This is a genomic window from Ignavibacteriota bacterium (assembly GCA_016218045.1).
Classification (GTDB): domain Bacteria; phylum Bacteroidota; class Ignavibacteria; order SZUA-365; family SZUA-365; genus JACRFB01.
Genome location: JACRFB010000014.1, coordinates 46,666 through 67,529, shown reverse-complemented (window position 1 = coordinate 67,529; position 20,864 = coordinate 46,666). Strand labels below are relative to the sequence as shown.

Sequence of the window (20,864 nt, the reverse complement as noted above, 5' to 3'; positions counted from 1 at the left end):
GGATTGTTGTTCCGGTTACACCGGAAAATACACGTCCGGGTGCAGGAAAGAATTCCTGCACCCGGACGCTGTCGTCAATCGTTGTGTATTGAAGCCGACTGCATGATACTAGCGGGCCAGCACCATACGCATCGTCTTGGAGTATTCACCCGCGTCGAGACGGTACACGTAGGTTCCGGACGCGAGACCCGAAGCGTCGAAGATCACGGCGTACTTGCCGGCCTTCTGCTTCGCGTTCACAAGCGTCTTGACCTCGCGGCCCAACTGATCGAACACGGTGAGACGGACGTTGATATCCTCACCGATCGAGTATTCGATAACGGTGGAAGGATTAAACGGATTCGGCTTGTTCTGTGCAAGGTTCCAGCCGCTGCCGCCCACCAGAGGCACGATGCAGTCGCCGGAGACGGTGATGATACCGTCCTTCTGGATAAGCTGCACGTCGGTACCCGCGTTGGCGTCATCGGTGCTGTTCATCGACGACACGAGGACACGATCCGTGCCGTTGACGTCGGCCGTGAAGGTCTCGACAAAGTCGAGGGCGCTCGCGATCGACTGCATCGATTTTTCGCCGCCGTTAAAGACCGCCTCGAACACCAGCACTGTCAGGATACCCTCACGGCGCGCATTCAGGGGCGAGCCGGTTGTGTAATCCTCAACACGGACCATGTTTTCGGGATCGGTGGAGGCAAGACCCTTTTCGCGGTACAATGTGGCGCGCGGACCACTCCAGCCACGGGCTGTGAGTGTATTCACGCTGACTGCATCCACGAAGCGTACGGCCTGCGGATCGAACTTCACGTTCATCTTGTAGGTGAAGATGTCCTTGCCGATGGTGGTGTCGATGTACACCGGCACCGTGATCTTGTCGCCGAAGCGGCCGACGTTGTCAAGCGGCATGTTCACCGTCACGATCTTCGGCGCACCTTCGATCGTCACGTCCATCTCGCATTTCTGCTGTTCGGCGTTGTCGGAGGAGAGAATAACCGAGAAGTGGCGGAGGGCGTCGGTGGACTGCCGCACCGGGCGGATGTTCCAACTTACGCTGGTCACACCCTGCACGAGCAGGTTGCCGAGATCCTTCATGGCTGTTTCACCGGCGTCGAGTGTCACACCTTCCGGCGGCAGAATCGTTGCGCGCAGGCGGTTGGCCTGGGCTGCACCGAGGTTCTGAATACGGGAGGTGATGGTGAACACGCTGTAATTACCGGCGGAGCCCTTCGTGCCGTTGTCGTCACGATAGTCGCCGATCGAGTAGTCGAAATGGAGCACGTCGTTGGTGTTCTTCATCGACGACTCAAGACCGCAGTTCAGGACCGGACGGCCGACCTCAGGGATGAACACAGGAGTGATACAATCGGTCGAGGGCAGATCGTCGGCTGTCACCACGAATTGGAAGTTAATGTCGCCGGACGTCACACGAGGAGTCGCGTAGATATTCCAGCTAATCCAACCGGTCGTATCCTTTGCGTCGAGGCGCAGGGCCACAAACTGCTCAGGATTATCGAGCACCTTCACTTCGTTCGACTGCGGGAGACAGATCACGCGCACATTGTCCGCGGGACGGTCGCCGTTGTTGGTTACCTTGGCCCGCACATAGAACGGGTTCTTTTCATACTCGCCGCGTGCACGATCCACCACGAGTGTCCGGAACTCTGCATCGCATGCGAGACTGAGCGTGGCCTTGGTCGCGGGCGGAATGATAACGTTGTCGCAGCACTCGCCTTCCTTGCCGAAGCGGTCGACCACGCGTGCGCAGAGCTTGAGCGACTGCGGGACCCCGCTGGTGTTGGCAATCGGTTTCACAAGCCAGATAACCTGTGTCGAGGCATTTGGTGCGAGATCCGGGAGGGGCTTCGTCGCGGTTTCACCGCTCGCGAAGATCAGACCCGGCGGCAGCATGGCGGTGATCTCGAGATCCTGACCGAGCGCCATACCCGCGTTTGTGACGTTTACCTTGAATTCGAAGGGATCGGGGATGTACTTGCCCGACGAGTTGTCGAACACGATGGCATCCGGCGCGTCGCAGACGAGGTTGTACTCGGCGGCGCGTGCAGGCGGCACGTAGACGGGAACCCGGCACTCGCCGATGATGAGGCGGTTGCCCAGTCCACCACGGCCCTGAATCTGATACACAAGCTCGTCCCAACCACCCACCGTGCGGCGGAGCGGTGTGATGCGCCATGTGTAGATTACGGTGTCACCAACGTTCACAATGTTCGTCGGACCTGTACCGACATTGATGATCGGGGTGTTGTCGACCGGCGTGAAGCGCGGCGGACCCACAAAGAGAAGCTGACAGTTCTCGGCGCGGGTGTCGCCCACGTTGATGGCCTTGGTCGTCACCGTAAACGGATTCGGGACGTAGTCGTTCAACTGATCATCGAAAGTCAGACGGTCAGGAGTCGCAACACACTCCATGATGAAGCGCGGACGAAGCTCACGTTCCACCCAGACGGGGAATTCGCATGTGGCGGCGGGGATACCGTCGCTGATCACCACGGCGCGGATGGTATCGTACCCGCTGACATCGCGCGGATTCACGCGGAGACGGAACGGCGAGTTCATGGTCGCGTCGTCGAAGTCGATCACACTGCCGGGAGCGAGGTCACCATAGTCACGCGAGGCGGGCGGCAGGATGTTGAAGCGCGTATCCTGGAGCACAAAGGCCTTCACGTTGTATGCGTCACCCGTGCCGACATTCTTGATCTGAATCTTCAGGTCGAAGGGCGTGGGTTCGTATTTGTCGACATTGAAATAGATCGTATCCGGTGCCACAAGCGCGCATTCGAGCTTCGGCATAACCACGGGCTTGATCTCGACCACGGTTTCACAACCGCTCGTGATGAGGGGAGTCTCCTTCGACCGGTACTTGATGTTGTAGGTCAGGAACTCGGAAATACCCTTGAGATTCTGTGCGGCGAGTCTGAAACCCCACTGGAAGCTCTGCGAGGTTCCGGGGAAAAGCACGCCGATCGTCTTCGGGTTTGTGTTGTCTGGGAAGCCGGGGTTGAATTCCTGCAGATAACCGACCAGCGACGAGTCGCCGAGTTCGATCTCCGCGGACACATCGGTGATGGGGGCACCGCCGGTGTTATTCAACGTCGCGGTGATCACCCACTGCGTCGGCTGATACTCCTGCTGCACCGGATAGTACACAACCACCGGCACGTCGGTCTGTGCGTCGCAAAGCAGCGCCGTCTTCAGGTTGGCGATGGGAAGATCGTCACCACACATGATCGGGTTGCCTTCGTCGTCGTACGCGATACCCGTCAGATTGACGTAGCGGCGGGTGATACGATTCTGGACTGCGATGGTCCAGGTTACCGTCAATGTATCGTTCGGAGGAAGCACGCGGTTGAGTGTGCGTGTTTTCGGTGTGCTCGGATCGAGTGTCAGACCTTCGCCCAGCGGGTAGTTGAGGTCCACCATCGAAATGGTCGCCGTCTGCTTGCTGGTGTTCCACACGCGATAGGTCGCAATGAATGGATTCGGTGTGACGTCGGTCTCGGTACTGTTGAGCGCAAGCGAATCCGGAAGTGTCATGTCGCAGGCGAAGGAGGGCTGGAGGCCCGGCACGCGAACGCGGCACCATGCTTCAACGGAATCGGTGGGCAGACCGGTCGGTCCCACACCACCCACGACGAACTTGATGTCGAGGTAGGTGTCGTAGCGGAGTTTCTTTGTGTAATTGAGATCCCAGCTCACGCTCGGGACAGGATCGCCGGACTTCCACTCATTCATCGGCGTCGGGAACGGTTTGCGCAGCGGATCGGCTCCGTTGGCAAGCACAACGTTTGCGGGCAGATAGATGAACGCCGTCACATCGTTCGCAGGCAGACCGCCGCGGTTCACGCAACTGAGCGACGCGGTGAAGGGATTCGGAACATACGCGCCGATACCTTCATCGAAGTGCAGCGAATCCGGAGTGCGGCATGTCGGCGCCAGCACAGGCGCTTCCAGAGGCGGAATCAGAATTTTGACTTCGCAGTAAGAGGAGTCGGCGTTGGAGGTCCGCACCCAGATACCGACGAGGTATTCCTTCGGAACAAGAGTGATCGGATGCCAGAGCGTCCAGGTCACACCGCCCGACTGGCCGGGATTCAGGATAGCGGGAAGCACGCGTTTGTTATTGCGATTCGGAGCGTCGGGACCGTAGAGACGCAGGTCCGCCGGCACGATGATACGCGCGAATACCGAATCGGTCTTCTTGCCGCCCTCGTTGAGCACGGTCACGGTCACGTCGAACGGCATCGGATTGTAGCGCTGCTGCACGCGATCGGCTTTGATTTCGGGCGCGGTGACAGTACAGCTCAACACGGCATCTGCGGGCGGCACCCACACCTTCCGGCAACAGCGCACGGAGTCGTGATTGTCGAACGCGGCCACGATGCAGATGTTCACCGAGTCGCCCACCATGCGGCGTTTCGCCATAACATCCCAGCGGCCTTCGGAGATACCCGTCGGCTTGAGATCCTTCGGAACACCGTTCTGTACGTTGTTTACCGGAGCAACAAGCGAGATATCGTTTTTATTGTACTCAATCTTGAACCGCACATTACGCGCCTCGCGATCGCCGATATTCGACAGCACCGAGGTCACAGTAAATGGATTCGGATTGTAATCCTTCAACTGCCGTTCCCACGTCAGCGTCTGTGGCATCTGCAGATCGCAGAGCACCTCGGGCTGGCGCGGGATGATACAGATCTGACCGTTCTTGAGCACGGGACGGAAACATCCGGCCTCGAAGGTCCAGCTTATTAACTGTAGATCACAACAGACCGTATCCTTCCCGTCCGGATCCGAGGTCTTGAAGGTCAGTTCTGCCAGCATGGCTGGGACGTCCTGCACCTCCATGATCTTTTTATCCATCGTCTGGAATGTGACACCGCCCGGTGCGGGAGTAATCGTGATGGGAATATTTTCAAGCAGACTTCCCGGGGGCGTCTTGATGTCGACAAACTGCACACACGACTCGTCGAACTTCACCGTAAAGGTGGCGGGGTAGAAGATGTCCGCAGGGGTGATCTGGTCAAGCAGTTCAAGGGGAACCTTGACGTTCTGATTGCCGCGGCCTTCGCGCTTGCCAAGGCGGATGTTGAGCGGCGTGTAGGTCGACGTATCCTTCGGGGCCTTGTAGCTCTTGGTCTTCGTGTCGGAGCCGTTGCAGAAGTTGAGCACGGAAAGGTCAACCTTCCTCATGCCGCCGTCCATACATTTCGCCTGATAGGTGATCAAGCACTCCTGGAAACCCTGGAAGATGATGGTCGAGATTTCCTGATAGATGGCGGTAAGCTGCGAGCCGCTCGGCGTCTCGTAGTAACGGCCGCCCGTGAGTTCCGCGATGTTCTGCAGAATGGCCGACTGAATACCGGAACCGAGACCGATGGTGAAGATGCGGATACGGTTGCGGTTGGCGAGAGAAATGGATTCCGACGGGCCGCGTGAACTCGAGTTGTCGCCGCCGTCCGTCATCGCGATAACTGCGCGGCAGGGATTCACACCGTCGTTGATAAGCGCCTGAACACCAGTATATATACCGTCCCACACAGCGGTCGCGCCGCTTGCCGGGAGGCCGTTCACAGCATTGTGCAACAGATCCTGATACACTGTCATCGGCTGGGCGGTGGTCACGACCGAGTTGAACCAGATGATGGCCGCCTCGTCGTTGACTCCGTCCATAAGGTCGATGAAGGCATTACCCGCGGCTTTCGCGCCCGAGTTACCCGACCCTGCCATGGAACCGCTGGCATCAAAGACGAGTGCCACCGAAATGGCGCATCGCATCGTGGGATCGGGGCACCAGAGTTCGAACTCCCCGATTTCGATGCCGTTCTCGTACACCTTGAAGTAGCGTTTGTCCGTGAAGTAGGCAGGGTTGCCGTTACAGGCGACGGTAAAATACAGCTCGATCGTCGGCCAGTTGTTCACGATACGTTTGAAGTTCAGCACCGGCTGGGCTTTGGCCTCGGGTGCGGAACCGAAGAGCACGGCGAAAACTATCAGGATCAGTGGGATCTTGATTCGCCGAAGCACGGTTGCCAGGGTCATGGAATCACCTCTTTGCAAAAGGATACGTGTTGCGATCTTTCTCGTACGAGACATTGATAGGTGCGGAATCCTGACACGAGGGTGAAATATTATTCGATGACGGTCAGTTCGACGCGGCGGTTGCGCTGACGGCCCTGCGGCGTCTCATTGTCGTCGATCGGCTGGCTCTCTCCGTAACCCTTCGCAAAAATGATGTCCGTCGGGACGCCATGGTCCACAAGGTAGCGGCGGACGGCCTGCGCGCGGCGTTCGGAGAGGTCGAGGTTGTATTCTTCCGTACCGAGAGCGTCGGTATGTGCGGAAATTTCGAATTTTCTGCCCGGATTCTGGAGAATGAAGCGCATGGCGCGATCGAGTTCGGGCTTGGATTCCGGCCTGAGCGTCGCCTGATCGAAGTCGAAAAGGACGGTCAGATTGGTCTTGACCGGCACGGTCACGACAGGGGGAATCGGGATGAGGGCGATATTTTTGACCCAGCGGCGGTTGAGCGTCAGTTCCGGCACCTCAAACACTTCGGACTTGAACAGATAGCCCTTCTGTTCCGAACTGATGCGGTACTCCTTGCCTGCGGGAATGATGAACGTGTACTGACCGCTTTCCAGGCTCTGCGCCTTGAAGATGATTTCGCCGGTACCGACGTCTTCGATCGTCACGGGGGTGGAGGAAAGCGGCTGATTTGTCTCGGCGTCCGTCACAACTCCGTCGATCTTGATCATTGCATCGGGAGGATAGGGCGGATCGAGAAGCATATAGATATCGAAGCCGCCGTAGCCGCCTTCACGATCGGAGGCGTAATACAGCGTGTCACCGCCGAGTGTCATGGCGATAAAGGCCTCGTTGTCGGACGAGTTGACCGGGTAGCCCAGATTCATCGGGCGCGACCAGCGGCTGCCCTGGAAACGCGTGACGTAGATGTCGAAGCCACCGGCCGCCTTTGCGGGTTCGCCGTCGGGATATCCGTCGCTCGTGTAATAGAGGGTTTTGTTGTCGAACGAGATCGCGGGCGTACGCTCGTCACCCTTGGTATTTATGTCCGGACCGAGGTTGACGGGACGTCCCCACTTGCCGCTCTCGTCCTTCTGCGACATCCAGATGTCGGTGCCGCCGTAGCCGCCCGGGCGGTCGGAACAGAAATACAGCGTCCGGCCGTCCTGCGCGATCGAGGGCTGCGTTTCCCAGTACGTCGTGTTGATGTACTCGAAATTATCAGCTCTCTTCTCCATGCGCAGATCCTTCCCTTCCAGGTTGTTCAGGTTGCGCACGCGCGACCACTCGGTGCCGCGCTCGTTCCACTCCGCGAAGTAGATGTCGCAGCGGCCGTAGCCGTCGGGCTGCTCGCAGAGGGCGACATACAGGGTTTTCCCGTCGCCGGAGACCGAGATGGCTCCCTGCGACTCGGGGGTGTTGATCATTTCCGACAAGTATGTCGGTTTTTCCCACTCACCCTTGATGTTGTTCGTGCGATAAACGTCGTCACCGTAATCGACACGCTTGGGATTGGGTCGGCGGGAAGTGAAGAACAGGGTGCCGTTGGCGGAGACGGCGGGGGCGTAATCATTCCAAGGGGAATTGACCTTCTCACCGAGATTCTCGACGACTCCTCCCGTGACCCGCGCGATGTCCGCAGGTTTGCTGGAGGAACAGCCGGTCAGGACGACGGCGATGAAAGCGAGGCCGATGCAGGCGATAAAAACGTTCCGTTGCATGAATGCTCTATCCGTATGAGATGGTGGTGACGTGGGAGATGAGGGAATCAAAAGGCCTCGTACTTCAGACCGATGGAAAGCTGCACAGACATCACTTTCCAGTCCGGAAGATCGATGACCTTGTTCCTGTCCGTCACCGTCGTGGTGACCTTGCTGATCGGATAGCCGACGCGGATTTCCGGATTGAGGAACCAGCGCGGGCGGACGATAAAGTCGTATCCGAAACCGACCATGCCTTCCAGGCGCAGCGCGCCGTCGAAGGTGGCCGTGGATACATTGCGCTTCGTCTCGGAAATGCCGATTTCCTGATACGTCACCTCGGGGGTCACGATCGCCTGATCGTGCTTGATCTCGCCCGAGATAGGCAGACCAACCGAGGGTCCGGCGAAGATGTACCACCTCTCGAGGCGCGGCTGCCAGCGTCCGAAAAGACCCACCGAGAAGTAGGCGAGACTCACCGAGCCGCTCTCCTCGTACACGATGTCGCGGATTGCAACCACGTTGCCCAGCTTGATGGGCGTGGGAATCGCGCGCTCGTAGGATTCCTTCGTGTGTTTATTGTCGTACGACGCCTTCGCCATCACCGCCCAGTTCGGATGGAACTGATACGTGACGTCGACGCCGATCTGCGCGCCGAGATTGCGCAACCCGAGTGCACCGTCGAAGAGGCAGTCGCAGTCGGTCTTGAAGCTGCCCATGTTTGTGTTGTGGTTCACCCCGAGGAATCCCGTCACGTAGACGGTCGATTGATCGGGGCTGTAAACGTTCACGTCGCCCGGCAACGCCGGTGTCATCTCGTATTTGTCTGGATACGACCGTGGCGAGATGGTGGTGCGCCACTGCGCGACGGCACCTGTGCTCAGCAAAACGAGCAGCGCGATGGCGAGATGGAAACGCGTACGGACGAACGTCATGAGTTCACCTGGAAATGAAGGACGGGTGGGAATTACTTGGCTTAAGGCAACCGGACCGATCAGGGGCCGGCGGGGGGTGCTCAAAGGTACCGAAAACCGCGATTCACATGCACTGTGCGCAAATGCATGTGAAAATTTTTCACATAATTGGAATATACTAAAAAACCATTCAATGTCAATGCAGCGTGATTACAGGCATTCCGCGCGTTCTGCGGCGCGGCGTAAAGTGTGGAATCATGTTGGAAGCAGGCCGCGTTCGTACAGACGCTCCTCGGCCTTGCGCCAGAGGCCCTGGCAGGCAAAACGGTTCATGTAGAGGGCGGAACCCAGCACAACGGAATCGATGCGGCGCGGCAGCGCGCTTGCGAGTTCCGCGAGTTCCTTATATGTCGCGACACCGCCGTTGACGGTGAGCGACATGCCCGATTCGACGGCAAACGCCGTCACCGCCGGGATGTCGATTGTGCGGCGGCCGTGCACCGCGTCGAGATCGGTGTACAGGATGCGCTCGACGCCCAGCCGCTTCATGTGACGCGCGTGTTCAAGCGGCGAGATGTCGTGCGCGACCTGTCCGTTTTGCGTGTGCGTCCGGTTATCGCGGGCCTCGATGGCGATGACGATTTTTTTCGGACCATATTCGGATATGAGTGTCCGAATAAGGGAGGGCTGCTCCAGCGCCGCGGATCCGAGCGCGATGCGGTCGGCGCCGCGCTGTTCGAGCAGTTCGCGCGCGTCGGAGATGTCGCGTATGCCGCCGCACACCTGGATGGGGATGCGCACGCCTTCTGCGCGCGCTATCGCCTCGATCGCCGCGCGGTTTCGCGCGGAATGTTCCTCGGCGAGATCGAGATCCACGATGTGCAGCGCCCGCGTGTTCTCGATGCGCAGGATCTTTGCCTGGCGCACCGGATCGCGCTGCGACCACGGCGCGGGGCCGTCGACGTTCCGGATAACGTCGAGACATTCGCCGTCGCGCAGCGTGAGAGCGACAAATATCAGAAGCGAGGGCATGCGCTATGGTGCGGGATCGCCGAAATGCGGCGGGTCTATGTCATGGATGAATGACGGAGGGCGAAGCAACGTGCGGCGGCGCGCGCGGACGTTCGATCTACAACTTAATCGTTTCCACGGTGTTTCCAATCGTCGCCTCCTGTATCCACCAGAAATCCTTCGCCTGATCGGGGGCGACCTGCTTCAATTCCGCGGGAGGTTCGACAAAAAATTTCGCGTACACCTTCTGCATGATCGCGCGCGAGGCCGGCCTTCCGGCGGCGAGATCGAACACCGTCAGTCCGCTGCCGCTCACGTCGAAGGCGTGCACGGTGGCCATGCCCTGGCCCGTGTCGAGGCGTTTGTCGCCGGTGTAGCGTGATGTCATCTTGGCGGCGATGATCGCCGCGCGACCCTCGGGGCGCTGCTGGAAACCCTTCAGCGTGTAGGTCGCGTCGTTCTGCAGACGCAGGAAACCCAGCGTGCCGCCCCAGGAATGTTTCCAGAGTGAATCGGCCGCGACCGGTCTTTCTGGAAGTTTCTGAAACGCCTGCTGCACGATTCCCTTGAGTCCGTTTTCGGAGTAGTCGGCCGTGACCTTCGCTACGGCATCACTCGACATCGTCTTCCGGTCCGCGCCCAGCAAGCGCTGTATCACGGCGTCGGTGCCGCCGACCCGCTCGATGCGCCCCTGCGGCGAGAGCACGATTTCGAAGGGCGCGCCGACACAGGCGGCGTACTGCATGAACATCTTTTCCTTGGCCGGATCATTCTTCTCGCCGGAATCGTACCGCATGCTCTTTTTTGTCCCCGCGCTTTGGTATTCACCCTCGAAGCGCATCGCGAGGCAGGTGGCGCGAAGGCGCGCGGAACCGTCGGACAGCGTGTCGAGAACGTCGAAGCGGTAGCGGTACGTCATCGTCTGCACGCTTTTGTCCACAATCGTGTCGCTGGTGATGGAAACGTTTTGCGTGGTTTTTATCGCGTACCCGAACGCGTCACCCTTGCGGAATCGGAGGGCGAGACGGATGGGTCCCTCGCCCCGCTCTAAATTCGCCGGCACGCCGGCGGAGATCGAATCGCCCACCACGGCGCTCGCGGAGTCGGCCGCGCCTCCCCCGCCGCTATTTCCGCAGGCGGAGATGAAAAGAAGAACAGCGAGTGACGGAAGGAGGATGTGCAGGCGCATGGGGGGAATCCGAAAATGTGGTCGTTCAAAGATACAAAAGATAGCGCGCGCGCAGACGCGAAAAATCGGCGCATTGAACTTCCCATCGCGCGGCCGCTTCACGCAGGGCTTTGGGGGATGTCAGACGCCGTGCAAAAAAGGACTCGCCCGCAAGGCGGTCGAGGAAGGCGGTGGTTTCGAAGCCAGGAGATCGGGCGGCGGCAAACGCGTGGAGCACGACGGCGCCGGTCAGGACAGGCCTGAAACGCTTGCGGTCGACCACCACGAGCCGCACGCCTGTGCACAGGTGTCCTGCATGTTTCGGCACGGATGCGCTTGTCGTGGGGATAAAACTCGTCGTGTCGAAAGCCACGCCGGGGAGGCGGAATTCTTTGAGCACGCGGCGCAGCGCGGCGGCGTCGGTGCCCGGAGCACCGGTCTGCAGAAACGGCGAGGAGGTGCCCCTGCCCTCGGAAGCGCTGCTGCCTTCGACGAGGCACATGCCGGGGTAGACGAGAGCCGTTGCTAGGTCGGGGATGTTGGGTGATGGCGCCACCCAGGTCAGTCCCGTCTCGTCGTAGAACATGGCGCGCTTCCAGCCGCGCATGGGCACGACATGCAGGTCCAGGGAATCCGCGCCGCGGATCCAGCGCTCACCCGCCGCGGCGCGCGCAAGTTCACCGATGGTCATGCCGTGGCGCACGGGCACGGGCAGCATTCCCACAAAACTGCGCAGCGCGGTGTCGAGCACCGGACCTTCGACGGCGAGTCCGCCCACGGGATTGGGACGGTCGAGCACCACGATGCGGATGTGCTGTGCGGCGGCTGCTTCCATGCAGAGCACGAGCGTTGATACGTAGGTATAGTAGCGCGCGCCCACATCCTGCAGATCCACGATCAGCACGTCGATGCCGCGCAGCATGGCCGGTGTCGGCTTCCGCGTGGCGCCGAACAGCGAATACACGGGCAGGCCGCCGCGCGCGGTGTCCGACACCTCGCGTCCGGCCGCGGCCGCGCCGGTCAATCCGTGTTCGGGGGTGAAGACCGCGCGGAGCGCGCCCGGCGCGGCCGCGGCCAGAGCGTCGAGCAGATGCCGTCCGTCGGGAAGCACCGCCGTGTGATTACATACGACACCGAGACGCGCGCCGGTGAGAAGATGCAGCGAATCGCGCAGCAGCACCGAGGCACCGGGCTCCACCCCGCCGCGCGCCACGGGCACGGCGACAAGAAGCAGCACGGCGGCCAACAGGCGCTTCATGCGCGCGCGGCCTCGTACAGCGCCCACGCGGCGAGGCTCATGCCGTCCCAAATCTCGCCGCGCCCGACCATGGCGCGAAATTCGGATATGTCGATCCGATAAATGTCGAATTCTTCGGTGCGGTCGGGCGCCAGTGCGCCGGGGGTGAGATCACGCGCCTCGAAGACGACACATATCTCGCTGGTCACGCCGTTGAAGGGATTCATCTCGCCCAGCCGCAAAAGCGTGCCCGCCGCAAAGCCGGCCTCCTCGGCGAGTTCCTTGCGCACCGCCTCCTCCGGCGAGACGCATTGTCCCATGCCGCCTCCGGGAAACTCGAGCGACACGCGGTCGTTGAGGTAGCGGTACTGGCGCACGAGAACAAGACGGCCCGACTCGTCGATGGGTATCACCATCACCGAGCCGGGCGTCTCAACATAATAGTACTCGCCCTCGCCGCCGTCGGGCAACACAAAAGCGTCGCGCCGGTACCGCCAATACGGATTGGCGTGCAGGACGCTCCGCGATGCCGTGCGCCAGCGGCGCATCGTCCCCTACCTCGCGGGGATGGTGTCGATGCCCGGGAAAAAGTAGCCGATCTCGATGGCCGCGTTCTCGGGGCTGTCGGATCCGTGCACGATGTTCTCGCCCTTGCTGTCGGCGTACATCTTGCGCACGGTGCCGTCCTCGGCCTCCTTGGGATCGGTCGCGCCGATCACGGCACGGAAATCGGACACCGCATTATCCTTTTCGAGAACGATGGGCACGCAGGGACCGGACGACATAAACGCGACGAGGTCCTGGAAAAACGGACGCTCGCGGTGCACGGCGTAAAAACCGCCGGCGGTGTGCGGCGTCAACTGCACCATGCGCATGGCGACAACGCGGAAACCCGCCTCGGTGATGTGGGCGATGACTTGGCCGATCAGGTTCTTGCGGACGCAGTCGGGTTTCAGAATGGCTAGGGTACGTTCCATGATTCGATGTTTGGTGAAAGAAAATACGTCCTCGCAATTTGAAGGCGCGCACCCGAAAAACCAAAAGCGGCGTCTCTCAGCGCACCACCGCCACACGCAGGACGCGTGTCGACCCTGAACCCGCGACGCGGATAAAATGCAGCCCCGCGGCTCCCGAGCCCACATCGGTCAGCGGAAGCGCGTGTGCCCCCGCCTCGAAATGCCGCGCGGCGATGCGGCCGGTTTCACGACCGAGCGCGTCGTGTACTGTAAGTGTCAGATATTCGCTCCGGTCCAACACAAAACGCAGCAGCGCGCTTGCACCATTTCCTCGCAGCGGCGACGGAGTGATCGAAAGGTCGGAGACTGCCGGTGGCGTTTCGTTCCGCACAGAAGTAGGAAGTGAGCCGCAGCGCACCGACTGTCCCGTCGCCGCGTCGATGGCGCAGGTCAGAGTGTCGACATCGTCGGTGAAGCGGATAAGCCAGTATTTCCCGGCCGGCACGAGAGGATTCTCGACGGGATTGTTGAGACCGAGAATAAAGTCCACCCGGGCGGCGGGATGCGCCTGCAGAAAGGCGCCTGCCGCGCCGGCCTTGGCTCCCGCGAGCATCTCGGGCGAATCGACCCACGGGGGCGAAAAATCGAGGACCCCGGGCAGCGGGGGTAGCGGGATCGCGGTGCCCGCGGGCGGATCGATCACCTGCAGCCCGAGCAGCGGAATTTTTGCCGCGACGAGAAAGATCGACGAATCGCGGCTCGGCGATGTGAAGCGGTACAGCCATCCCGTGGCTTTCCCCGTTGTCATGTCGAACGACACGGTGATGCCGCTGGTTGTCACCGGCGCGAAGATGACGTTGGAAAGATGCGCGTCGGATCCGAGCGCCGCCTGCGCACGCGTGGTGGCCGCGGGAACCGCCTCGGCCGCGGGGATCGGCAGCAACTGTGCGGATGCACACGCGTGCAAGAGAAATATGAGGAAGGGAACAGTCGTTGCCGCCGAGTGTCGCATGAGTTCTTACCGTGTAGTGTGAGAAGAAGGAATATCCGCATCACCAGGGCAAAAACAAACACTGAAAGACTACATGTGTTTTCGCATGGAAAGAATGATATTTTCGCGAGTACCGTGCGCGGCACGCGCGGTGCAGCCGATTCCCCCACTCCCCTTTTCGCAACACGCGCAGGTCCATGGCGAAATCCCTCGCTCCTGTTGTATCACAGTTCTCCTTCGACACCATGGTGTCGGAGGTCAACGCAATCGTCGAGGATCTGCGCTGGCTGCATCTTGAACTGTCGCTGCGCAACCGATGCAACGAGGTGCTGTTTCACGATGTGCCAACGGTCGAAGAATTGCTCCGCTACGCGTTCGAGGATCTGCGGCTCAAGATCGGCGCGCTGGAGTTATCGGTGTACGTGAAGGACGGCTCGTCGCACCGCATCGGTTTCCGCGACATCGAGCCGTCGATACCCTGGTCGCAGGATGCCGTGCCGTGGCAGGCCCCGATCGCGCGCTGGCTGACACAGCACGGACGTGACGCGGCGGCCCCGCAGCCCGACGTCTCGCACTATACTGTCAACGATGCGCATGTCAGCGCCGCAGCGGTGCCGGTGTCGATCGGGCGCGAGACCATCGCCGCCGTGCTTATCGTCACACTCTCGTCGACGACAGTGCCGCGGCTGCGCAAATTTCTCGCCGGACTCTCGGGCTCGCTCGGCCTGTCCATCGACTTCATTCGCAAGAGCGGCAAGAGTCATGAGCCGTCGGGCGACGCGGCGGCGACAGTCCCTGCCGATCCCCAGCTTCCTCTGCCGTTCGGTGCGGGTCCGGGCGTGCGGCAGATGCTCGACGCGCTGCGTTTTCCCGCGCTGCTGCTCACGCGCGGACTCGCCATCGCGCATGCAAATGCCGCCGCGACGGAATTGCTCATGTACGTCGAACCCCGCGAGGGGCCGCCGCATTTTGAGGATCTGATCGCCCGTCAATCGCGTGACGCCGCACGTACGCGCTGCGCCGACATTCTTCGCGGCATTTCGCATGGCGCGTCCCCCGCGCGGCTCGCGATGCGTGGTCCCGACGGAACAATCCTCGAGATGGAATGGTCGATCGAACTGCTCCCTGACGCCGATGGCGAACCATCGCTGCTTGCGGTGGGCGCTGGGGCCTCTCTGCCGGGAGCCGCGATGCGCCCCGCGCAGAACGACGGGGGCGCGGGACGTTTCCGGCTCTCGAAGCAGTACCGCTTCATGATGAAATACGTGCCCTTCCCCGTCGCGCATCTCGATGAAAGTCTGACGGTGATTCTGAACGCGAATCCCGCCTTCGCCGAGGTGATCGGATCCGACGCATGGGAGGGAGTTCCACTCGGAGATTTCGGCACACTCGACGTGCACTCCCGGCCCGGCGATGCAAAACCCTGCGCGCTATCGGTGGTGTCGCCGAACGGGATAACGCTCGTGCACCGAGGAATTGTCACTCCTGTCGAGATCTTCGGGCGCATGATGCAGGAAATTACTCTCGAACCTTTGGATACAACACGGGAACGGTAACAGGTCATGAAGATTCTTATTGTCGAAGATGAAGTGAAAGTCTGCTCATTCCTCAAACAGGGCTTCGAGGAGGAACTGTTCACGGTGGACACGGCACATGACGGCGAGCAGGGGCTCTTCCTTGCGCTGACGGAAGACTACGACGCGATGGTGCTCGACCTGATGTTGCCGAAAAAAGGCGGCATGCAGGTGCTGGAGGAACTGCGTCGGGAAAAATCGACTCCCGTCCTCATCCTGACCGCGAAGGGCCAGCTCGAGAACAAGATCGAGGGGTTGAACGCGGGCGCCGACGACTATCTGACCAAACCCTTCGCGCTCGCCGAGTGTATTGCCCGCGTGCGTTCGCTGGTACGGCGCGCGCAGGTCGAACGCCCTTCGTCGGTGCTCAGCGCCGGCGATCTCACGCTCGATCAGATGCAGCACGCCGTGCGGCGCGGCTCCACGATGCTCGAACTCACCGCCAAGGAGTTCAAGCTGCTCGAGTACCTTCTGCGGAATAAAAACGCGGTGCTGACGCGCTCGGCCATCATCGAGCACATCTGGGACATCACCTTCGACAGCGAAACGAACGTGCTCGATGTGTACATGACGCGTCTCAGGAAAAAGGTCGACGAAGGGTTCGAACCGAAACTGATCCACACCGTGCGCGGGGTCGGGTACGTGCTCAAGGACCCCGACGCATGATCGTCGGGCTCAAACACCGGCTCGCGCTGATCTACGGCACCACGATATTTGCGGTGGTGGTCTTCATTTCGAGTCTCATCATCACCGTATTCAACTACCACTTCACATCGCTCAATCTTCTGACAAATGAGATCATGGAGCGGTTCCGCGCGACGTATATCGGGATCGGCCTGATCTTCATCCCGGTCAGCGCGTTTTTCTCATATCTCGTGGGCTGGATCATCTCGGAGCAACTGCACAACAGCAGGTACGAGATCACTCCGCGCATGGCGCAGACGCCTCCGCTGCCGACGGCGCGGCTCGAGGAGGAATTTCAGATAAAGATGTCCTCGATTCGCAGCTCGGTCGAAAAGATGCGCGAGGCGTACGAGCAGATCCAGCATTTCTCCGTGAATGCGTCACACGAGCTGCGCACGCCCCTGACAATCATGCGCGGCGAAATCGAGCTTGCGCTGCGCAGCCAGAAGCGGCCCGAGCAGTACCAGGACACGCTCGCGAGTCTTCTCGAGGAGATTCTCCGTCTGTCGCGCATCATCGACGACCTTCTGCTCGTCGCAAAAACGCAGCTCAATCAGGCGCCAATGGAACGGCACATCGTGGATTTGCGCGAGATGCTCGAGGAGATGTGCGACGAGGTGGAGCTGTTCGCCTCGCAGGGCGGCATCACCTTCGAGCGCGGGCCCATGGCCGACGCGACCATCGTCTGTGATCCGCTGCGCATACGCCGTGTGATCCTGAACCTGGTCGACAATGCGGTGAAATACAACAATGCGGGCGGCTCCGTCACGCTCTCGCTCTCCACGAGTGACGGGTACGCGTTCGTCTCGATCAAGGACACGGGCATAGGCATACCCGCCCACGAGCTGCCGCGCATATTCGATCGCTTTTACCGTGTGGATCCGGAACATACCAAGGGAAGAAGCGGGACGGGGCTGGGATTGTTCATCGTTCAATGGATTGTTGCGACACACGGTGGGGAGATCCTGGTCGACAGCACCGCCGGCGCGGGCAGCGAATTCATAATAAAATTGCCGCTCGGCGACACAACAAGCTGATTTTCGCCGAAGGCGCAGCCGTCTGTATCCGCCTATACGCACGACTTTCATCGATTACTTCACCTCTTACACGTTTGTAATACGCGTGTAAGATGGGCGTAAGGTACGGTTTGTACTTTCGCAGGAGTCATTGGCTCGGACTCCTTATTCCAGAACTGCATAACAAGAGAGAATACTAATAACCGAACTGGTGCAGTCAGGCGCGGAGAGAACACATGGGTACACAACAGATCCTATATATCGTCCTTGGTTTTATCATTGTCGGCATTGCCATCATCGTTGGCACCATCCCGAGTTTCATCCGCGGAATGGAGTCCGCAAATCGTGATGCCATCACCCAGGACTGCATGAAACTCGCCGCGGCGGCACAGGGATACTACCGCAAGCCGGGCATGTTCGGCGGCGGCGGCAACAGTTTTGAAAACATCGATATCTTCGACTGCGGCATGCCAGACAACGGTTCCGGCATCGGCGAAAACGACAACGGCACCTTCTCCGTCGACGGTTCGGCTGGCGATTACTGTGTGATCACCGGATACTCGAACACCAATCCCGGTGCGACGGTCGAGATCACCGTGTATGTCGGCGACATCGAGGATCCCGTCATGACCGGCTGGGGCGACTGAGCATTCCACGGCCCCGGTACACAGGGTTCAGCACAATTCATGTTTTCCCACTGCGGCGGGGCTTCAGACTGAAGCCCCGCTTCTTGTATATACCGGCCACCACACATGAAGCATCGCCCCGGCGCTTCGCGGAAGCGGTCCGCTGCGGGCGTTGTGTACACACGGCGCGCAGAACGCGCCGCGTCGACATGCAGCCCCGGAAGGTTCGCGTTCGTGTCTTTGTGACACATCATACATACATATACGGGAGCATAAATCGGATAACACGCTCGTAATGCGGGCTTCAGCTCCCCGCCAGACAGAGCACGTACCTTGCTACCTCTACGATCGACGTACGGATAATGCGCCTGAAAAGAGGCCCGTGCAGAATAACAGACGTGTAATACAGGATTCAGATCGCTGACAGATAGACCCTGTAAATTTGTACACGTAACATCGACACACAGAAACACGCCACACAGAACACCCGCAGATTAACAAACGTGTAATACAAGATTCAGATCGCTGCAAGATAGACCCTGTAAATTTGTACACGTAACATCGACACACAGAAACACGCCACACAGAACACCCGCAGATTAACAAACGTGTAATACAAGATTCAGACCGTTGAAAGAATAGCGCTTTAAGTTTGTACGCAGTACTTCGGCATCAGGAAACAGAGAATTTTCGCGACACACACTCACACTCAATCCTCATCACCATCACTCTTCTTTAGGAGGTTTTTATGGGTACCCAGCAGTTGCTTCTCATCGTCCTCGGCGTCATCATCGTCGGCATCGCGGTGGTCGTTGGTATCAACATCTTCGGAACAAACGCGGACAACGCAAACAAGGATGCAGTGACTCAGGACTGTCTGCGCCTCGCAGCGGCCGCACAGGGCTTCTATCGTAAGCCGGCTCTTCTCGGCGGCGGCGGCAACAGCTTCGACGGTTGCACACTCGAAGATCTCGGCATGGACGCTTCCGGTGTCAACATCAACGGCACCTACACCGTGACCCCGGCCGACCAGACCGCGGACATCGTCGGCACCTCCGCCACCGTCTCCGGCGCGACCGTGACAGTGACAGTGAACCCCGGCGACATCGACGATCCCGTCTTCGCAGGCTGGTAAAAAATCCGCTCTGCCCCGCAGGCAGCAGCATACAAGAATCCGTAAAGCCGCCGTCCCTTCCAGGACGGCGGCTTTTTTTTGTTCCCCCTGGGAGGAATACAGTTCTGAACAAACTGCGAAAAAACGCGGGCAGGAACATGAAATCTTTTCAAGAACCTCGCGTATCCCCACCGCGCTAACCGCTCTATATTGATATAAAACAGCATCTTACATGCACGGCCTTGTCTCTTGGCGCGATGTTTGGATGAAGAGAGTGTCCAGAGTATCACCACACAGCACAGAAACACGCAAATGCCCGAATTCAGATTTACAGGTGCGGTTCCGTCAGGCAAGACGGTGCAGGGTAACATCTCCGCTTCGAATGCAGGGGAAGCCCGGAAGAAGATCCAGGAACTTTCGAAGGGACGCCCGTTCAAGGTAAGCAAGCTCGAGAAGCGCGCGACCTTCCTGTACAAGGTCCAGAAAGGGACCGACAAGCCGATCACGGGCGAGCAGAAGGCGTTCTCGAAAGAGGAGGTCATCACCGGTCTGACCGGCATGGGTTTCAAGGTGCACTATGTGCGCAAGCGGTTGCGCGAGGCCTCCGGCAAGCCGCCCACAACGGATCTGATCACCTTTGTGCGTCTGAGCGCCGAACTGCTGCGGGAAAAACTCCCGTTCAACGAAGTGCTGGCGCTGCTGTCGAATGACATCGACAACCGTGTGCTTCGCGAGGCGCTGCGCGACATAAACAACGATCTACGCCAGGGCAAGGAAACCGAGCGTGTCTTCGCGAAGTATGAAGGCGTTTTCGGAAAGTTCACGTCGAAGATGCTCGGACTCGCCTCGAAGAGCGGCGCGATGGCCGAGATGTACGACTCGACGGCGAAGTTCCTCGAGCGCAACATGGAATTCAAGAAGAGCATGAAAAGCGCGATGATGATGCCGATGATCACCCTCGTCCTGCTCATCCTCGCTGTCATTTTCTACGTCGCGTACATTTTCCCCGAAACGGCGCGCATGTTCCTCAAGTACGGCATCGAACTTCCGCCGATGACGGAACAGACCCTGAAGATGAGCGACTGGCTCGTGGCGAACATCGTGTGGTTCATACTTTTCCTGATCGGCTCCGTGGCCGGCTGTGTCGCCGTGTACCTCAATCCCAAGGGCCGACAATGGCTGGACAAGACAAAGATGCAGATACCCGTGCTGGGATCGCTGATACACAAGACCTGCATCGAGGTCTTCTCGCGCGTGTTCTACTCGCTCTACAGCGGATCCGGCGAAAACATCGACGTCATCAAAACCGCGGCCGAAGCCACGGGCAACACATACTTCGAACATCAGATCAAGAGCACCACCATACCGATGATGCTCAAACACGGCAAGGGTCTTCACGAATCGCTCGAGGCCTCGGGTGTATTCACCAAAACCGCCCTCTCGCGATACCACGCGGGCTCCGAGACGGGTATGGTTCGTGAAACCGCCCTGCAGCTCGCCAACTTTTACGAGCGCGAAACCACGTACCGGCTCAAATCGGTAGTGGATTTTATGCAGCTCTGGGTGGCGCTCATCATCATGATCGTCATGACTGCCATCACCGTCGTGTCGTCGGAAGTATCGATCATCAAGCCGAAGACCCCCGGCGGCATGGGCGCCATCGACATGCTCATGCTGATGCTCCCGGCCACGGCCGGCGTGCGCGGGGCCGTCGACGCACTGAAGGCGCGCATCCGTGCGCGCCGCAGCCGCGCCGCGGAAAACACGACGACGTCGAACTGACGCGCACGACGACGACACCTGAGGATTGAGCGAAAGGCAGGCGATGGATTTCACC

At 59.7% G+C, this 20,864-nt stretch carries 15 protein-coding genes; 6 read left to right on the top strand and 9 right to left on the bottom strand.

The features are described from left to right. Nucleotides 1-108: 108 nt before the first annotated feature. The 9 genes from HY962_05030 to HY962_04990 form a co-directional block, all read right to left on the bottom strand. A complete protein-coding gene (locus tag HY962_05030; protein MBI5646276.1) occupies nt 109-6,051 on the bottom strand; it encodes a VWA domain-containing protein in 5,943 nt (1,980 codons plus the stop codon). Between the two features lie 89 nt (nt 6,052-6,140). Then, entirely contained in the window at nt 6,141-7,757 is a 1,617-nt protein-coding gene (locus HY962_05025; GenBank protein ID MBI5646275.1) for a PD40 domain-containing protein, read from the bottom strand. Nucleotides 7,758-7,804: 47 nt separating this feature from the next. Then, on the bottom strand, nt 7,805-8,671 hold the full coding sequence (locus HY962_05020; protein MBI5646274.1) for a PorT family protein: 867 nt from the start codon (nt 8,669-8,671) through the stop codon (nt 7,805-7,807). Nucleotides 8,672-8,905: 234 nt separating this feature from the next. Beyond that, nucleotides 8,906-9,682, bottom strand: coding sequence for a tRNA-dihydrouridine synthase (locus HY962_05015; protein ID MBI5646273.1), 777 nt, complete (start codon nt 9,680-9,682; stop codon nt 8,906-8,908). A gap of 97 nt (nt 9,683-9,779) precedes the next feature. Beyond that, nucleotides 9,780-10,850, bottom strand: a complete 1,071-nt coding sequence (locus tag HY962_05010; GenBank protein ID MBI5646272.1) for a hypothetical protein — start codon at nt 10,848-10,850, stop codon at nt 9,780-9,782. A gap of 25 nt (nt 10,851-10,875) precedes the next feature. Next, complete coding sequence (locus tag HY962_05005; protein MBI5646271.1) at nt 10,876-12,087, bottom strand: DUF1343 domain-containing protein; 1,212 nt, start codon at nt 12,085-12,087, stop codon at nt 10,876-10,878. Continuing rightward, nucleotides 12,084-12,614 carry an NUDIX hydrolase gene (locus HY962_05000; protein MBI5646270.1) on the bottom strand — a complete coding sequence of 177 codons (531 nt, stop codon included), beginning with the start codon at nt 12,612-12,614 and terminating at the stop codon, nt 12,084-12,086. Before HY962_05000 ends, HY962_05005 begins: the two co-directional genes overlap by 4 nt. 6 nt (nt 12,615-12,620) lie before the next feature. Further along, nucleotides 12,621-13,043, bottom strand: a complete 423-nt coding sequence (gene ndk, locus HY962_04995; protein ID MBI5646269.1) for a nucleoside-diphosphate kinase — start codon at nt 13,041-13,043, stop codon at nt 12,621-12,623. Between the two features lie 76 nt (nt 13,044-13,119). Then, entirely contained in the window at nt 13,120-14,034 is a 915-nt protein-coding gene (locus HY962_04990) for a hypothetical protein (GenBank protein ID MBI5646268.1), read from the bottom strand. Nucleotides 14,035-14,210: 176 nt separating this feature from the next. Between HY962_04990 and HY962_04985 the strand changes: the two genes are divergently transcribed. The 6 genes from HY962_04985 (at nt 14,211) to HY962_04960 (ending at nt 20,809) form a co-directional block, all read left to right on the top strand. Continuing rightward, nucleotides 14,211-15,569, top strand: a complete 1,359-nt coding sequence (locus HY962_04985; protein MBI5646267.1) for a hypothetical protein — start codon at nt 14,211-14,213, stop codon at nt 15,567-15,569. Nucleotides 15,570-15,575: 6 nt separating this feature from the next. Beyond that, on the top strand, nt 15,576-16,253 hold the full coding sequence (locus HY962_04980; protein ID MBI5646266.1) for a response regulator transcription factor: 678 nt from the start codon (nt 15,576-15,578) through the stop codon (nt 16,251-16,253). Next, nucleotides 16,250-17,308, top strand: a complete 1,059-nt coding sequence (locus HY962_04975; protein ID MBI5646265.1) for a hypothetical protein — start codon at nt 16,250-16,252, stop codon at nt 17,306-17,308. The genes HY962_04980 and HY962_04975 overlap by 4 nt, the downstream gene beginning before the upstream one ends. A gap of 215 nt (nt 17,309-17,523) precedes the next feature. Next, nucleotides 17,524-17,934 carry a hypothetical protein gene (locus HY962_04970; protein MBI5646264.1) on the top strand — a complete coding sequence of 137 codons (411 nt, stop codon included), beginning with the start codon at nt 17,524-17,526 and terminating at the stop codon, nt 17,932-17,934. 727 nt (nt 17,935-18,661) lie between these two features. Next, nucleotides 18,662-19,048 (top strand): hypothetical protein, encoded by a 387-nt coding sequence (locus tag HY962_04965; protein MBI5646263.1) that lies wholly within the window; start codon nt 18,662-18,664, stop codon nt 19,046-19,048. Nucleotides 19,049-19,339: 291 nt separating this feature from the next. Next, nucleotides 19,340-20,809: a type II secretion system F family protein gene (locus HY962_04960; GenBank protein MBI5646262.1), complete on the top strand. Its 1,470-nt coding sequence runs from the start codon at nt 19,340-19,342 to the stop codon at nt 20,807-20,809. Nucleotides 20,810-20,864: the final 55 nt, after the last annotated feature.

What these genes read in the sequence shown, in the direction of transcription:
- HY962_05030 (MBI5646276.1), bottom strand. Translation starts at nt 6,051, where the DNA reads ATGACCCTGGCAACCGTGCTTCGGCGAATCAAGATCCCACTGATCCTG.
- HY962_05025 (MBI5646275.1), bottom strand. Translation starts at nt 7,757, where the DNA reads ATGCAACGGAACGTTTTTATCGCCTGCATCGGCCTCGCTTTCATCGCC.
- HY962_05020 (MBI5646274.1), bottom strand. Translation starts at nt 8,671, where the DNA reads ATGACGTTCGTCCGTACGCGTTTCCATCTCGCCATCGCGCTGCTCGTT.
- HY962_05015 (MBI5646273.1), bottom strand. Translation starts at nt 9,682, where the DNA reads ATGCCCTCGCTTCTGATATTTGTCGCTCTCACGCTGCGCGACGGCGAA.
- HY962_05010 (MBI5646272.1), bottom strand. Translation starts at nt 10,850, where the DNA reads ATGCGCCTGCACATCCTCCTTCCGTCACTCGCTGTTCTTCTTTTCATC.
- HY962_05005 (MBI5646271.1), bottom strand. Translation starts at nt 12,087, where the DNA reads ATGAAGCGCCTGTTGGCCGCCGTGCTGCTTCTTGTCGCCGTGCCCGTG.
- HY962_05000 (MBI5646270.1), bottom strand. Translation starts at nt 12,614, where the DNA reads ATGCGCCGCTGGCGCACGGCATCGCGGAGCGTCCTGCACGCCAATCCG.
- ndk (MBI5646269.1), bottom strand. Translation starts at nt 13,043, where the DNA reads ATGGAACGTACCCTAGCCATTCTGAAACCCGACTGCGTCCGCAAGAAC.
- HY962_04990 (MBI5646268.1), bottom strand. Translation starts at nt 14,034, where the DNA reads ATGCGACACTCGGCGGCAACGACTGTTCCCTTCCTCATATTTCTCTTG.
- HY962_04985 (MBI5646267.1), top strand. Translation starts at nt 14,211, where the DNA reads ATGGCGAAATCCCTCGCTCCTGTTGTATCACAGTTCTCCTTCGACACC.
- HY962_04980 (MBI5646266.1), top strand. Translation starts at nt 15,576, where the DNA reads ATGAAGATTCTTATTGTCGAAGATGAAGTGAAAGTCTGCTCATTCCTC.
- HY962_04975 (MBI5646265.1), top strand. Translation starts at nt 16,250, where the DNA reads ATGATCGTCGGGCTCAAACACCGGCTCGCGCTGATCTACGGCACCACG.
- HY962_04970 (MBI5646264.1), top strand. Translation starts at nt 17,524, where the DNA reads ATGGGTACACAACAGATCCTATATATCGTCCTTGGTTTTATCATTGTC.
- HY962_04965 (MBI5646263.1), top strand. Translation starts at nt 18,662, where the DNA reads ATGGGTACCCAGCAGTTGCTTCTCATCGTCCTCGGCGTCATCATCGTC.
- HY962_04960 (MBI5646262.1), top strand. Translation starts at nt 19,340, where the DNA reads ATGCCCGAATTCAGATTTACAGGTGCGGTTCCGTCAGGCAAGACGGTG.